This is a genomic window from Candidatus Accumulibacter necessarius (assembly GCF_036625085.1).
On sequence record NZ_JAZKUM010000005.1, the window covers coordinates 275,357 to 290,297 of the forward strand.

Below are 14,941 nucleotides of genomic sequence, written 5' to 3' on the forward strand. Positions count from 1 at the left end.
GGATCTCTTGCTTACCAAGCGTGACAGCGCGTCACAAGACAGGGGTCATCGTCTCCCTGTGCTGGCGCGTTGAATAACGATATTGACAAGGAGAGGTCCCGAATGAAGCGTTTGCTATTCGCCGCGGTGCTGGCGGCCGCCACGGTGGCCGGTAGCCTGCCGGCCCGTGCCACCGATGTGGCCCTGTCGGTCAGTATCGGTCAGCCCGGCTACTATGGTCGAATCGACATCGGAGGCTATCCCCCGCCGCGGGTCATCTACGGGCAACCGGTGGTCATCGAGCCGGTACCGGTTGGCCGGCCGCCGGTCTACCTGAACGTACCCCCGGGCCACGCGAAGCACTGGCACAAGAACTGCCACCGGTACAATGCCTGCGGCGAACGGGTCTATTTTGTCCAGAACAACTGGTATCAGCGCGAATACGTTCCGCGTTACCACCAGTACCACGCCGACCGGCGATACGATCGACGCGACGACTACAGGGATCACTACCGCGACGATCGTCGCGGCGATGACAAGCACAACCGCCACGGTGACGACCGCGACCATGGCCGTAATCGCTGATCGTTGGCTTAGCCTCTCCCGGGGCTGATGCGTGCGCGATTGACGCCAGACGCCCGGCGCGTCAGCTTGCTCTGACGTCTGTGCGTCGGCGCACAGACAGTGCGTGCCGGCGGGAATGACAATAGCCGGACAACCAGAGGGTTCGGCAGCTTGCCGGGCCGGGGCTCGCGAACGACTGCTGCGCGCAGGCCCGTGGTTGATTTCCGGAGAACATCATGAACAAACTGTTGCCAACCTTCGCATTTCAGGCCGGCCGCCGGCCTTCGCCCCTTTTCCTGCAGAACGTGCTCCTGGCCGTTGCTGTGGCAGCGACGTGCGTGCCGCTTTCGGCCACGGCTGCGGCTGACGTTGTCGGGACGACCGCCACCAGCACTTCGCAAAGCGAGGCCGCATGGACGAGCGGCGGTGTCAGCGAGGAGGGGCGGGAGGAAATGCGCCAGGTGGCTTCGCGCTACAATGTGCACGTGATGTTCAGCGAGCAGCGCGGCAGTTACCTCGCCGGAATTCCCTTCACTGTGGTCCGATTGGCTTCTGGCAAGGAGCAGCAGATCGCTTCTGCGGTCAGCGAAGGGCCACTGCTCTACCTCAAGCTGGCACCGGGCGCTTATCGCATTGCCGCCGAAGTTGACGGAGTCTGGCAAAAACAGCAGGTCCGCGTCGGCGCCGGCGGAAGTCCGGCAAGGATGTCATTTGTCTTCCGGGGCAAGTGATCTGTTCGGCAGAAGGGTCTCCGAATCGCTGGCAGGTCGCCGCGCACGGGGCATAGGGCTGGCGGGAGAGGGCCGGCAGCGTTCACAGACAGCATGATCCGCTTTGATCAGCACTTGTGGCATCGCTTCAAGGCGATAGCGGTACCTTACTGGTTCGGGGAAGACAAATGGCCAGCCCGCGGCCTGCTTGCCCTGCTGGTCTTGTTGTTGCTGGGTCAGACCGGCGTCGACGTGCTGTTCAACCAGTTGACGGGGGAGTTCACCTCGGCGCTGGCGGCCAGGGACGAAGACAGATTCTGGAATTCCATCAAGCTGTGCCTCGCCGTCCTGATCGTTGCGGTGCCGATCCATGCCTTTTACTACTACGTGCGGGACAAGCTCGCTCTCCACTGGCGGCGCTGGTTGACGCGGCATCTTCTCGGCAGCTATTTCAGCAGGCGAGCTTACTTCTACTTTGTCAGATTGTCTTTCAATCTAATGCTGAGAGCATGGCGGCTTGCTTTCTGTAGGCGGATTCCATGGCTTTGTGCCGCCGTCGATGCCTATCGATGATGGATGCCGCGAGGTCTTCGTCGGTGACGATCTTGGTAGGCAGCCGATGGCGCATGATCTCTATCAAGTCACGGCAGGAGAGCAGTTCAGCCGTCTCGCGATGGGCCAGGCGCTCCTTGGCCAGGAACATGGTGGCGATCATGACCAGGGCCATGTGATGGTGCCACGCCTGCCAGCGGCGGACCTGATACTCGGCCATGCCGCAGGCGCTCTTGGCCTCTCGGAAGGACTGCTCGACGAAATGGCGCGCTCCCTGCATTTCCGCCAAGCGGCGCAAAGACGCCCTGGGCTTGGCATTGGACAGGCCGAATTTGAGTTTCGTCCCATCGAGTTCCCGTCGTACCAGGAGATGCCAACGGCTCGCCAACGGCGCCTCGCCGTCCCAGACCCACACCCGCTGGGTGAGATAGTCGGCCATCACCTCGCCCTTCTCGCCGTCACGGATCGACAGACGCCCCCAGGCGGATGCCGACTGCGTGGCTGCCCACGCGGCCACCGTCATGGGCACCGCCGTGGTCCGCAGCCGACGGGGCGCTCGACCCTTCGACGAACGACGAGCCGCCACCGCGGGTGCGGGATCCTGGAGATAGATCGCCTGATCCGAATGCACCTCAGCGAAGAAGATCTCTCCCTCGACATCCAGTTCCCCGAGCAGCCAGGGCAAGTGCCCGTAGCCGCCATCAAAGGCGACGAAAGAGAAGTGCAAGCCTTCCCGCCTCAGGCGAATTACCATGTCCAGAGCGATCTCGCCCTTGGTGCGGAACGTCTGCGCCTCCTCAGGCACCCCCACCGCCTCGCAACGTGTCGTATCTTTGGCCCACTTCTCCGGCAGATACAAGTCGGCATCCACCACGCTTGCTACGCCATCGCGCGTCACCGCCGCGAAGACGCCCACCTGACAGTTATCGACCTTCCCCAAGCGACCGTTCCACTGCCGCGCCACGCCCGCGGACATGTTTCCCTTCTTCCCGAACGCGCTCTCGTCCAGGAGTAGAGCGCTGGGATAGCCGAAGTGGGCGTTGGCATCGACCACCAGTTGCCGACGCACCGCGCGCCGATCCCAATTGGATTCGCTAAGCATATGATGCAGTGGCTGATAGCGGCTGTCGGATACGGTTTCCGCCATGCACTCCAGGTTACGGCGCGAACTCTGGAACAGCCCGTGCAGATACCGGCGCGCGGTGTCTTCTACCGAACGGGTCCGGCTTCGAAAGCAATGGAGATAGGGCGCGAAGTGCGAATCGAAGTGCTCGAGTGCCGAAGCGACCAGCGAAGATATGCTATCGACGTAATGGAGTTGACATTGTCATTTACAACTCCATGAATAGATTAAACAATCACGACGTATGGCATTCTAGCACATGACAAACGCAGATCACAGGAAGGCGAATACGAATCTGACAAAGTAGAATTACTACCGGCTGAATGCCAGTAGCGAGATCGACAACCCGGATCAGCGCGTTGCCGAAGACATCAAGACCTTTACCCAGGAGTCGCTCCGCTTTCTGCTAGTGCTGGTCGGCGCACTGCTGCAACTCGTCGCGTTTGCTGGGGTGCTGTGGTCGATCTCCCGAGACCTGGTCGCTTTTCTGGTCGTTTACGCAATTGTCGGCACCGCAGTGACCATCCTGCTTTTCGGCAAGGTCCTGATCGGGCTGAATTTCTACCAGCTGAAACGTGAGGCTGATTTTCGCTTCAGCCTGGTGCGCATACGGGAGAACGCGGAAGCCATTGCTTTCTATCGCGGCGAGGCACAGGAGTCACGGCAGGTTGGCGGGTATTTTGATGAGGTCTTCAGGAATTTCACGAAACTGATCAAGGCGCAACTGAATCTGAACCTGTTCCAGTATGGTTACCGGTTCATGACCATCATCCTGCCCGTGGCAATCATCGCCGGGCGGGTGATATCGGGGGAACTGGAAGTTGGGCGGGCGATCCAGGCGGCCGGTGCTTTTGCGGCGATATTGAGCGCGCTGACGGTGATCGTGGACAACTTCGAAACGTTCAGCCGGTTTGCGGCAGGAATTGATCGCCTGTATGGCTTCGCCCGGTTCGTCGCCGGGAAGGAAGACCCGCCACCGATGGCCGGGGAAAATATTGCCTTCGCCCGGAATTCCCGCCTGGCGATTGAAAACCTCACCCTCCACACGCCCAACCATGCGCGGACACTGATCAAAAACCTCTCGCTGACGATCAATCCGGGCGAGGGCGTGTTGATCGTCGGCGCCAGCGGTTGCGGGAAAAGCTCGTTGTTGCGCGCCATTGCCGGCCTGTGGCGCTCGGGCAGCGGCCGCATCATCCAGCCAGCTGCCAGCGACATGATGTTTCTGCCGCAACGGCCCTACATGCTGCTGGGTAGTCTCCGCAGCCAGTTGCTGTATCCGCTGCAGGATCGCGAGATCACGGATGAGGAACTTCTGCGGGCGCTGGAGAGCGTCAACCTGCCGGATATCGCCAAGCATTTCGGCGGTCTGGATGCCGAACTGGACTGGGCAAAGGTACTGTCGGTGGGCGAGCAACAACGCGTCGCTCTTGCCCGGGTACTGCTCGCCGCACCCCGCTACGCCATCCTCGATGAAGCGACCAGCGCCCTCGATATCGCCAACGAGGACAGCCTGTATCGGCAGTTGGCGGCGAGTGGCACGACCCTGGTCAGCGTCGGCCATCGTCCCTCGATCCTGAAGTATCACCCGCAGGTGCTGGAACTTGCGGGCAGCGGCGGCTGGCAGCTCTATGCGGCGAGGGACTATCGATTTGATCGCTAGCGGCGCTGGTTCTCCCATGGCCGAGGCTCAGTGACCACCAGGCTTCCTCGCGCGCCGGGGCTCGCCGGCACAGCCGCCGGGCGCACGCTGACCAACCGCCTGCAGGTTGTCGCGCTGGCAGGGCGGGGATTTAGGCGATTTCCCGAGAGGGAGGGAGATACCGATAGCCGATAGCCGTTATCCCCGCGAAAGCGGGGAGCCACCGTTCGGCCCAATGTAGGGCAGAGTCTGGACTGGATTCCCGCTTGCGCGGGAATGACGGAAATCCTGGACGGTTTGGGATGGCAATGCCTGGAATTCGCCTCAATTCGCCTTAGATCTGGGACTTGAAGTACTTGAAGGAATGAATGAAGGCGTCGCGAATCTTCTCCATTTCGGCAACCATGGCGTCCCAGGAATCCTCGCCGGCGGCCTTGAGTTCGTCGAGCTTGGTGAGGGCAAGCTGGGATTGCTCACGGAGCTTGGCCATCTCGTCGGCGTATTTTGCCCGCGCATCGGCTTTCGCTTCCTTTGCTTTGGCTTCCAGCTCGCCCATCTTTGCATTCACCTCGTCGAGTTGAAGTTTCATCTTCTCGATGTAGTCGTCTCTTTTTGACATGGCTATGACTCCTTGTGGTTGAAAAGGTGGAAAAAGTTGAAAGGTTCTGGTTTGCGAGCGTTCAGGCAGCAGTCTGTAGCGCCTGGATGTCTTATGGTCCCTTTGCTTAAGGATAGGCAGACGAGGACCGGCAGTCTGTGCGCTGGCGTACAAAGGCAGGCGAAGCCTGGTCCAAACGGCGCCGAGCACCGGTGTTCGGTCGTGCCTGGTGAGGCGGCCCGGAAGGCATCAGCCAGAGCCAGCAACCGTGGACCTCTCTTCGCGCGACGCTGCAGGGTGCGGTAACGCACAGACGTGGCTTGCCCCGGTCGTCCACCCTCCGGGTTGGAAGAAGACCCTAGGAGGAAGACCGTGAGCCGCATGACCTCAGCTTTCCGGCCTTCAGCGCCGCCATCGGCGCTTTCGCCGCCGCCATGGACGCCCACGCCCGCCCCTTGCCTTGTCGACAGGGGCAGCCACCTGGTCATTGCAGAGGGCCAGCAGCCTGAAATCCAGGCCATTCGACAGCCTGCTGCCGAACACGTTGAAATCGACTGTCTGCGCCACCAACCCGAGCCAAGGCTCGCGCTGGCCTGTGACCAGGGTGTCGCCAACGCGGAGTACGGCGCTAGGCAGGCGTCCATAGTATCGGCCGTCTCCGTGTTCCTGGGTTTGTTCCTCATCGTCGAATCATTCGGCCCCTTCCTGATGGGCGTCTGGCTGGTATCCAACCAGCACGTGCTGGCCCTCTTTGGCGTGCCGACGAACAGTGGGCTGCAGACCCTGATGCTCCTGCAACTGGTTGTCGGGGGCAATGTCATGCTGTTCGCCAGTGGCAGCGGAACGGGCTCTCCGTGGCCGTCGCGCCCGCCGACAGCGCTCTTCGCGCTGCTTCTGCTCGCCCAGGTGGCGACCACGCTGATCTGCGCCACGGGCGTACTGGTCGAGCCGATCTCATGGCAGGTCATCGGCTGGGTGTGGGCCTACAACCTCATGTGGCTGGTGATCCTGCGCGGCATCTGGCTGACTGTCGAGTACTTGGCCCTCTGCCGTGCCGCACCTGGGTTTGAACAGGGAGGCAGGGCGCCATCGACCGCTGCCGCCACACCTGCCAGCCAACGTGGCGACCGCCTCCGGCCATACCTGATCAGCAGTGAGCGGGCGTCAGGTGATCGACTGCCGTAAGGACCGCTGAGCGGCCAAGCGATGCGACGCGCTGACAGGAAGCGCGGATTGCCTGTGCGCTGCCGTACAGACCGCGCCGTGTCCTTAGCCTACCTTGCGTGGACCGAGTGCCGGACCCCTGGTCCCGACGCTGCGGCCAACTGACGAAACCAATCCTTTGGAGATATGACTATGAACTACGAAGATCGCGATACTTATGGCATGTACAAGGACCATGGCACCAGCGAACCCGGACCGGATCAGCGGCGCGGCCCCGGCCCCGAGATGATGGGCGCCAACACGCTCGTCGGCAACTCGGTCTATAACCATCAGGATGAAGATCTGGGCGACATCAAGGAGATCATGCTCGATCTGCGCAACGGCACGGTGGCCTACGCGGTGCTTTCCTTCGGCGGCTTCCTCGGCATGGGCGAGAAGCTCTTCGCGGTGCCGTGGCACGCCTTGACGCTGGATACGCTGAACAAGCGCTTTGTCCTGAAGGTCGAGAAGGCGCGCCTGGAGCACGCGCCAGGTTTTGACAAAGGCCACTGGCCGAACATGGCGGACCAGTCCTGGGCACGGGAAATCCATTCCTATTACGGGACCCAGCCGCATTGACCTGTGCAGGTTTTTTGTTGGGTGCTTTCGCCGGCAGCCACCGGCGAGCACCGCCGCAAGACCCTGGCAAGTCATTGCCGCCTATGTTCGCCGGCGCACAGAAATTAGCGAGCGCGAAGGGGAGAATTCATCTTGAGCTCAGCAGCCGACGAAGAAGGGTGAAGCCCCGATCGCGGCCTCAAGACTGGTCAAGGCTCGATTCAGGCGTTCCTTGACGTGAGCTCGAATTCAGCCTGAAACAAACTGGAAAGGATAGTCGACATGTTGTACACCATCGCCGTCATTCTCGTCATCTTGTGGCTCCTTGGTTTGGTGACGTCTTACACCATGGGGGGCTTCATTCACATTCTCCTGGTCATCGCCATCGTGTCGATCCTGGTCAACGTCATCAGCGGGCGTCGCTCCGGCTGAGTCCACCCTGGCCGCTGGCCAGGGCAACGGGAAACTGGAAAATCATGATCATTGGCAACAGCAAATTTGCTTTTCTCGCTCTGGTGGCTGCGGGGTGCCTCGCGGCTTTTGCCATCGGCCGTCGCTCCCGCCCGCTCGACAAGCAGCAACTCGAGGACGGCTTGCGCACCTGGGAGGACGAGGGCGGAAATCTGGCCCGGTCCGGCGGTTGGGCAATGCGCGCTCGAGGGGGCCCGCCGTAAGCGCCCGAGTCTTGTTGACTCGTGCGCCAATCCCTTGAATCGCGATTGGTCCGGGCAGCGTCCATCCACCAACCAACCGAGGACCCACAAATGAAAGCATCTGCCCTGAAAGAAGTGTCGGCGGAGCGGTCGCCGCTTTCCGACATCAAGACCTTGCGCCAACGGGCGCGCGAGCGCATCGAGGATGGCGCGGTCACGGCCGGCTATGCCGCCGACCGCGAGAATGTGATAGAGACACTGAACGAGGCGCTCGCCACCGAGCTGGTCTGCGTGCTGCGCTACAAACGCCACTACTTCATGGCAGCGGGCATTCACGCGGCGCCGGTCGCCGCCGAGTTTCTGGCGCATGCGACCGAGGAAATGGCGCATGCCGACCTGCTCGCCAAGCGCATTATCGAGCTCGGCGGCGAGCCGAATTTCTCACCCGACGGGCTGGCAGCGCGCAGCCATGCGGAATATGTCGAGGGTGATTCGCTCAAGAGCATGATTACGGAAGACCTGATTGCCGAGCGCATCGCCATCGAAAGCTATCGCGAGATGATTGCCTACCTCGGCAATCGTGATCCCAGCACGGTGCGCATGCTGGAGGAAATACTGGCCAGCGAAGAGGAGCATGCCGAAGACCTGTCGTCGCTCCTCAAGGGCATGAAGGATTACGGGAAGGTCTGATCGCGACGAACGTGCGCGCCTTCTTGTTGATCTCGCTGATCTCGTGCCACACTGAAGGGAGTTCAAGGACTGCGACCCGATGAAAGCGACGAGCAAGATCATGGCTGCGTCTGCAGCAGCGACCCTCTTGGTCGCGCTGGCGGCGGCGGCATCGTTGTCGTCTTTCCGGCAGATCGAGGAAGGTGCACAGGCGCGCCAGCGTAGCCATCTTGCCATCAGCAGCGCAGACGATCTGCTGTCTTCGCTGAGAGATGCGGAGATCAGCCAGCGTGCTTATTCACTGAGCGGCGATCAAGCCTTGCTTGAACCGTATCCGGCGGCGCGCGATCGCATCCGCGGCCATCTGGAGCAATTGCGTCGGCTCGCCGCGCTCGGTGTTGCCGAGAAGAATCTCGATGCGCTGGGCCCATTGATGGCTGCCAAACTCGCGGAAATGTCGCAGGTGGTCGCGTTGCGCCGTGATGGTGACTCGGTCGCTGCACTGAAGCTGGCGCGCAGTGCCGAGGGGCGGCAGTTGATGGATTCGATTCGCGCCGAAATCAGTGGCGTCGTTGCTGTGGAGGAAGCCTCGCTGCGACAGCAGGAAGCGGACTTCAAGTCGATCCTGCGCCGCTTGCTGGCAGTCGTCGTCAGCGCGAGTGCCCTGTTGCTCCTGTTGGCATTCGCCTTCGCCCACCGGATCCATCGACCCGCACGGCCGCGACTCAGGACTTCCGGGGAGCTCGAAACAGGCCACTTGTTCGAGGCTCAGGAAGTGGTCAATGAGCAACTGCAGCAGGCCAATGCGACCTTGCGCAACAGCGAGGAGAGGCTTGCCGTGACGCTCAACTCGATCGGTGACGCGGTCATAGCCACGGATGCGCGAGCGCGCGTGATGCGCATGAATCCGGTGGCCGAGCAGCTGACCGGCTGGGCACAGGCGGAAGCCACAGGTCGTCCGGTGGAGGACGTGTTTCACATCGTCAACCAGGAAACCCGTCAACCGTCGACGATCCCGGTCATGGAAACCCTGGCCCATGGCACAAAACAGGGCCTGGCCAACCACACCGTACTGATCGCGCGCGACGGTAGCGAGCGGGCAATCGCCGACAGTTGCGCACCGATTCGCGACCGGGACGGCCAGATTTTGGGTGCCGTGCTGGTGTTCCGTGATGTCACCGAGGAATATGCCGCGCAGCAGGCCTTGCGCGACAGCACCGCGCTGATTGAGGCGATTCTCAAGACCGTGGTGGACGGCATCATCACCCTGCAGGCCGGCAGCGGCCGCATCGAGACCGTCAACCCGGCAGCCGAGCAGATGTTTGGCTACACCGCGGCAGAACTGATCGGACAGGACTTCAGCCTGCTCATACCCGAGCTTGCGCAGGGCCAGAGCGCGGCTTCCCTCGAGCATTACAGTGCGAGCCCTGAGGCGCGCGCGATGGGTCTCGGACGCGAAGTCGTCGGCCGGCGCAAGGAGGGTAGCGCTTTCCCGCTGGAGATCGCGGCGAGCGAAATGTGGCTCGGCGGCCAGCGTTACTTCACCGGTATTCTGCGCGATATCACGGCGCGCAAGCAGGCCGACGCGGCATTGCTCAAAGCGGGGGCTTTGCAGAGTGCGATCTTCAATAGTGCCAACTTCTCGAGTATCGCTACCGACGCCCGCGGCGTCATTCAGATCTTCAACGTCGGCGCCGAACACATGCTGGGTTACTCGGCAGCGGAAGTGCTGAACAGGATCACGCCGGCTGACATCTCCGATCCTGCGGAAGTGATCGCCCGTGCCAGGGCGTTGAGCCTCGAGCTGGGGACGCCAATTGCGCCTGGCTTCGAAGCATTGGTGTTCAAGGCGTCGCGCGGCATCGGCGATGTCTACGAGTTGACCTACATCCGCAAGGACGGCAGCCGCTTGCCAGCCGAGGTATCCGTGACCGCCCTGCGTGACCCGCAGGACTCGATTATCGGTTACCTGTTGATCGGCACCGACAATACCGAGCGCCAGCGGATCGCGGCCGAGCGCGCGCTGCTCGATCAGCTCTTGCGGGACAAGAATGCCGAGCTCGAGGGCGCCAGATTGGTGGCTGAGCGGGCCAATCTTGCCAAGTCAGACTTCCTTTCCGGCATGAGCCACGAGTTGCGCACGCCGCTCAGTGCGATCCTCGGTTTTGCCCAACTCATCGAATCCGGCTCGCCGCAGCCGACGCTTTCCCAGAAGCGAAGCATCGATCAGATTCTCAAGGCCGGATGGTACCTGCTGGAGTTGATCAACGAAATCCTCGATCTCGCGCTGATCGAGTCCGGCAAGCTGTCGTTGTCGATGGAACCGGTGTCGCTGACCGAAGTGATGTACGAATGCGAGGCGATGATCGAGCCACAGGCGCTCACGCGTGGCATCAGCGTGGCTTTTTCCCGCTGCGAAGCGCCGTACTTCGTGCGCGCCGACCGGACACGGGTGAAGCAGATCCTCATCAACCTGCTTTCCAACGCGATCAAGTACAACAAGGTGGGTGGAAGGGTCAGCGTCGAGTGCACGCCGAGCACACCGGAATCGATGCGGATCAGCGTCCGTGACACGGGCGCAGGCCTCGCACCGGAACAGTTGGCGCAGCTCTTCCAGCCGTTCAACCGACTCGGCCAGAAGGCGAATGTCGAGGAAGGCACAGGTATCGGCCTGATGGTGTGCAAGCGACTGGTCGAATTGATGGGCGGCATCATCGGCGTCGAAAGCGTTGTCGGCAAAGGCTGCGTGTTCTGGATCGAACTGGACCTGATCAGCGGACCGGAAGCAACGGCTCGTGCCGCCGAGCCGACGCGGTTTGTCCAGGCGCAAGTCAGCGGCGACGCACCCGTGCTCACCGTGCTCTACGTCGAGGACAATCCGGCGAATCTGATGCTGGTCGAGGATCTCGTGGCCCGCCGGCCCGATATTCGTTTGCTGAGTGCGCGGGATGGCAAGCGCGGCATCGAGATTGCCCGTGCCTCGCTGCCGGATGTCATCCTGATGGACATCAACCTGCCCGGCATCAGCGGCCTCCAGGCACTGAGAATTCTGGCAGAAGACCCGACCACGGCGCATATACCGGTCGTCGCGCTCAGTGCCAATGCCATCCCGCGTGATATCGAGAAAGGCCTGCAAGCCGGATTCTTCCGCTATCTGACAAAACCGATCAAGGTCAATGAGTTCATGGATACGCTGGACGTCGCACTGAAATTTGCCAGGGCGGAGATGGTCCGTTTAGCCAGACGGGACCTGGTATGAGGGTTACTGACGTGAATCGGGCGAAACGTCGCCCCGCCCCCAGGCCATGTTCCTGAAACGCTTGCGGCAGGCAACGAGTGGGCGTCATCGGGCGCTCGAGTGCCAATTGCCTTTGCTTGACCCTCGGCTGTCGCGCCAGAGCTATCACCGGATCGTCAGCCGATTTTTCGGCTACTACGAGCCGCTGGAAGCGCGCTTGCTGAGCTTGCCGTGGTGGCATGAGATCGGCGTGGACTACGCCGCCGAACGGCGCAAGACCCCACGCCTGGAGAGCGATTTGATCGCCCTCGGTGAGACGCCCGAGGCCCTGGCAAGGTTGCCGCGCTGCGCGGAATTGCCGGCGGTCGCTTCGATTCCGCAGGTCTTCGGCTGCCTTTACGTGATCGAAGGGGCGACCCTTGGCGGGCAGCTCATCAGCAGGCACCTGCAGGCACACCTGGGTCTCTCACCTGCGTCGGGCGCCGCGTTCTTCAACGGCTACGGCGTGCAAACCGGTCGGCGCTGGCAAGCATTCGGTGCAACCCTGACCGCGCTGGTGCAACGGACAGGCGGGGAAGACGATATCATCGCGAGCGCCAACGACACCTTCGCGACCATCGATGAATGGCTATTTCCGACATCAGGAACACGGGCGACCCACCCATGACCGACAATCCGACCGAAACCACACCGCTGCCCTGGGGCGATGGCCCCTACAGTATCAAGCGCCATGGCACCACCCTCACCACCTGCGACAGCGAGCCGGTGCAGACGCCGGGTTGCATCCAGGCACACGGCGCGCTGCTGGTGGTGCGACTCGGTGACCTGACGATTCTGCAGGTAAGCGAGAACACCGGCCAGCATCTGGGTGAGTCGCCGGAGCAATTGCTGGGTCAGCCTGTTGCGCGGGTCGTCGGATCGGCAAACGAAGCGTGTCTGCGCGAGATGCTGGGGCGCGAGTCGCTTGCCGGTAGCGCAGCCTACGCTTTCACGCTGCCGGCGCGCGAGGGCAGAAGCCCACTGGATGTTTGCGTGCACACCGTTGAAGGCGTCGCCGTGCTGGAGTTCGAGTCCACCGGCAGGGCCGCAGGTCAGGTGGACGCCAATTTTTTCGGTTTGGTCACCTCGGCGGTCAGCCGCCTGCAAGCCGCCGACGGCCTGCGCGAATTTTGCCAGCGTGTGACAAACGAAGTGCGTAGCATCACCGGGCTCGACCGCGTGATGGTTTACCGCTTCCATCCTGACAACCACGGTGAGGTGTTCGCCGAGAGCAAGCGCGAGGACCTGCACCCCTGGCTGGGGCTGCATTACCCCGAGAGCGATATTCCCAAACCAGCACGGGAGATCTACAAAAACATGTGGATTCGGCCACTCCCGAATGCCGCCGGAACGCTGGTGGAGCTGGTTCCACTCGCCAACCCCGACTCCGGCCGTCCGCTCAACATGACCCATTGCGCGCTGCGCGGAGCCTCGGTCATGTATACCGAGTACCTGGCGAACATGGGCGTCGCGGCATCGCTGACGATGCCGATCCTGGTCGATGGCGAGCTTTGGGGCTTGATTGCCTGTCATCACCTGGTACCGGTGCACTTCCCTCACCAGGTCCGCGCCGCGTGTGAACTGCTGGCTCAGGTCGCGTCGCTGCAACTCAAGTCGGCGGAGCGCAACGAGCAACTCGCTTATCGCCTGAAGCTGGAGCGTGTACACCAGCAACTGGTCGCCATCGCCGCGCAGGAGGGTGATCTGATGGCCTTGTCGGACCGCCATCCGTCCTTGCTCGACGCGATCGACGCCGGCGGCGCCGCCCTCTATCACCTGGACCGTTGGTGGTGCGCGGGCATCACGCCGGGGGTGGCGCAGCTCGATGCGCTGGCCGGTTGGCTTGACCAACGTCCTGAATTTGCTTCGACGACGCGGCCGGCGTTCGTCACCGATTCGCTCGCCCGCGACTATCCGGCTGGCGCCGGGATCGCGGATGTCGCCAGCGGCGTACTAGCAGTTCGGGTCTCGCACCGGCGGCGCGATCTCATCCTGTGGTTCCGGCCAGAGACGCTGCAGACAGTGAACTGGGCGGGTTACCCACACGAGAAGCTGCTCGTCACCGGGCCGCACGGGTCTCGCCTGACGCCACGTCATTCGTTCGAGCTGTTCGTTGAATCCGTCCGTGCGCGCGCTCTCCCATGGTCAACCATGGAAGTTGACGCAGCCTTGCGCCTGCGCTTTCTGGTCATGGAACTGGTCATCTCGCGCGCCGAGCGCCTGGCAGAGTTGAACGTCGATCTCACCAGCAGCAACGAAGAACTCGACGCCTTCGCCTATGTCGCCTCGCATGATCTCAAGGAGCCGCTGCGCGGCATCAACCGCTACGCGCATCAACTGCTCGAGAACGCGCAAGCGCTCAATGCCGAGAACCGCCAGCACGTGGACAGTCTGATGCGCCTGACCGTGCGCATGGACAGCCTGCTCGATTCGCTCCTGCACTTTGCCCGCGTTGGCCGGACGAGCCTGGAATTCGAAACCGTAGACCTCAACGAAGCGGTCGCGGAGGCACTCGAGATGATCGGCGTGCGCCGGACGGAGAATACGTGCAGCATCGAATTGCCGCGTCCGCTGCCCACCATACAGAGTGACCACGTGCGCGTCCGCGAGATTTTCAGCAACCTGCTGAGCAACGCGCTCAAGTACAACCGCCAGGCGTGCCCCAGAATCGAGGTGGGCTACCTGGCGCCGGACGAACCCGGCGCGCGCCCAAACGCGCCCGCCGAAGCCAATGAGCAAGTCATTTATTACGTGCGCGACGACGGCATCGGCATCGAGCGGCGGCACTTCGACCAGATCTTTCGCATGTTCAAGCGGCTGCACGGTCGCAAGGAGTTTGGCGGCGGCGTCGGAGCCGGGCTGACCATCGTCCAGAAGCTGGTCCAGCGCCACGGTGGCCGCATCTGGCTCGATTCGACCGAAGGTGTCGGCAGCACCTTCTATTTCACCCTGCCGAGCCCGGACGAGGTCCGGCCATGATGCTCGCGCGGCACATTCTCGTCGTCGAGGATTCCGACGAGGATTTTGCGACCGTGCTCGATGCGGCGCGGTGCGCTGGTGTGCCCAATGAAATCCGCCGTGCCACCTCCGGTGACGAGTGCCTGCAGCAGTTGCGCTTGTCTGCGCTGAAGCATGACGCCCTCCCGGCACTCGTCCTGCTGGACCTGAACACTCCCAAGTGCGATGGCCGCGACGCCTTGCGGGAAATCAAGCAGGACGACCGCCTGCGCGCCCTGCCGCTGGTGGTGTTGACGACCTCGGCGAATCCGCGTGATCTGCGTTTCTGCTACGCCAGCGGCGCCAACGCGTATCACGTCAAACCGGTGCAATACCGGGATCACCTGAGAATCCTGGAACAGATCTTCGACTACTGGTTGAAGAGCGCCGTTTTGCCCAACTGAACCAGACTTCAG

Annotated in this window: 14 protein-coding genes and 1 pseudogene; 13 read left to right on the forward strand and 2 right to left on the reverse strand. The window is 62.2% G+C overall.

Annotated features, from left to right (window positions below; genetic code table 11):
* Positions 1-102: 102 nt before the first annotated feature.
* The 3 genes from V5B44_RS15155 to V5B44_RS15165 all read left to right on the forward strand — a co-directional run bounded on the left by V5B44_RS15155 (position 103) and on the right by V5B44_RS15165 (position 1,826).
* The gene (locus V5B44_RS15155; RefSeq protein WP_332359849.1) at positions 103-564 is read left to right on the forward strand and encodes a hypothetical protein; all 462 of its coding nucleotides are present in this window, start codon (positions 103-105) and stop codon (positions 562-564) included.
* A gap of 215 nt (positions 565-779) precedes the next feature.
* The gene (locus tag V5B44_RS15160; RefSeq protein WP_332359850.1) at positions 780-1,274 is read left to right on the forward strand and encodes a hypothetical protein; all 495 of its coding nucleotides are present in this window, start codon (positions 780-782) and stop codon (positions 1,272-1,274) included.
* Positions 1,275-1,367: 93 nt separating this feature from the next.
* Entirely contained in the window at positions 1,368-1,826 is a 459-nt protein-coding gene (locus tag V5B44_RS15165) for a hypothetical protein (protein WP_434735460.1), read from the forward strand.
* Here the strand turns inward: V5B44_RS15165 and V5B44_RS15170 are convergent.
* Positions 1,744-3,105: an IS701 family transposase gene (locus tag V5B44_RS15170; RefSeq protein ID WP_332360054.1), complete on the reverse strand. Its 1,362-nt coding sequence runs from the start codon at positions 3,103-3,105 to the stop codon at positions 1,744-1,746. The genes V5B44_RS15165 and V5B44_RS15170 overlap by 83 nt on opposite strands.
* A 133-nt stretch (positions 3,106-3,238) precedes the next feature.
* Here V5B44_RS15170 and V5B44_RS15175 point away from each other — a divergent pair.
* A pseudogene (locus V5B44_RS15175) lies at positions 3,239-4,591 on the forward strand (ABC transporter ATP-binding protein/permease); the annotation flags it as partial.
* Between the two features lie 313 nt (positions 4,592-4,904).
* Here V5B44_RS15175 and V5B44_RS15180 read toward each other — a convergent pair.
* A complete protein-coding gene (locus tag V5B44_RS15180; RefSeq protein ID WP_332359851.1) occupies positions 4,905-5,189 on the reverse strand; it encodes a hypothetical protein in 285 nt (94 codons plus the stop codon).
* A 351-nt stretch (positions 5,190-5,540) separates the two neighbouring features.
* Here V5B44_RS15180 and V5B44_RS15185 point away from each other — a divergent pair, with 351 nt between their 5' ends.
* The 9 genes from V5B44_RS15185 to V5B44_RS15230 all read left to right on the forward strand — a co-directional run bounded on the left by V5B44_RS15185 (position 5,541) and on the right by V5B44_RS15230 (position 14,929).
* Positions 5,541-6,353 carry a hypothetical protein gene (locus tag V5B44_RS15185; RefSeq protein ID WP_332359852.1) on the forward strand — a complete coding sequence of 271 codons (813 nt, stop codon included), beginning with the start codon at positions 5,541-5,543 and terminating at the stop codon, positions 6,351-6,353.
* Between the two features lie 171 nt (positions 6,354-6,524).
* Complete coding sequence (locus V5B44_RS15190; RefSeq protein ID WP_332359853.1) at positions 6,525-6,950, forward strand: PRC-barrel domain-containing protein; 426 nt, start codon at positions 6,525-6,527, stop codon at positions 6,948-6,950.
* A 261-nt stretch (positions 6,951-7,211) separates the two neighbouring features.
* The gene (locus tag V5B44_RS15195; RefSeq protein ID WP_287631906.1) at positions 7,212-7,361 is read left to right on the forward strand and encodes a lmo0937 family membrane protein; all 150 of its coding nucleotides are present in this window, start codon (positions 7,212-7,214) and stop codon (positions 7,359-7,361) included.
* 44 nt (positions 7,362-7,405) lie between these two features.
* A complete protein-coding gene (locus V5B44_RS15200; RefSeq protein ID WP_332359854.1) occupies positions 7,406-7,603 on the forward strand; it encodes a hypothetical protein in 198 nt (65 codons plus the stop codon).
* A 90-nt stretch (positions 7,604-7,693) separates the two neighbouring features.
* Positions 7,694-8,272: a ferritin-like domain-containing protein gene (locus tag V5B44_RS15205; RefSeq protein WP_332359855.1), complete on the forward strand. Its 579-nt coding sequence runs from the start codon at positions 7,694-7,696 to the stop codon at positions 8,270-8,272.
* A gap of 79 nt (positions 8,273-8,351) precedes the next feature.
* Positions 8,352-11,510 (forward strand): PAS domain S-box protein, encoded by a 3,159-nt coding sequence (locus V5B44_RS15215; protein WP_434735461.1) that lies wholly within the window; start codon positions 8,352-8,354, stop codon positions 11,508-11,510.
* 46 nt (positions 11,511-11,556) lie between these two features.
* Positions 11,557-12,156: a biliverdin-producing heme oxygenase gene (locus tag V5B44_RS15220; protein WP_332359856.1), complete on the forward strand. Its 600-nt coding sequence runs from the start codon at positions 11,557-11,559 to the stop codon at positions 12,154-12,156.
* A complete protein-coding gene (locus V5B44_RS15225; RefSeq protein ID WP_332359857.1) occupies positions 12,153-14,507 on the forward strand; it encodes an ATP-binding protein in 2,355 nt (784 codons plus the stop codon). The genes V5B44_RS15220 and V5B44_RS15225 overlap by 4 nt, the downstream gene beginning before the upstream one ends.
* A complete protein-coding gene (locus V5B44_RS15230; protein WP_332359858.1) occupies positions 14,504-14,929 on the forward strand; it encodes a response regulator in 426 nt (141 codons plus the stop codon). Before V5B44_RS15225 ends, V5B44_RS15230 begins: the two co-directional genes overlap by 4 nt.
* Positions 14,930-14,941 lie beyond the last annotated feature (12 nt).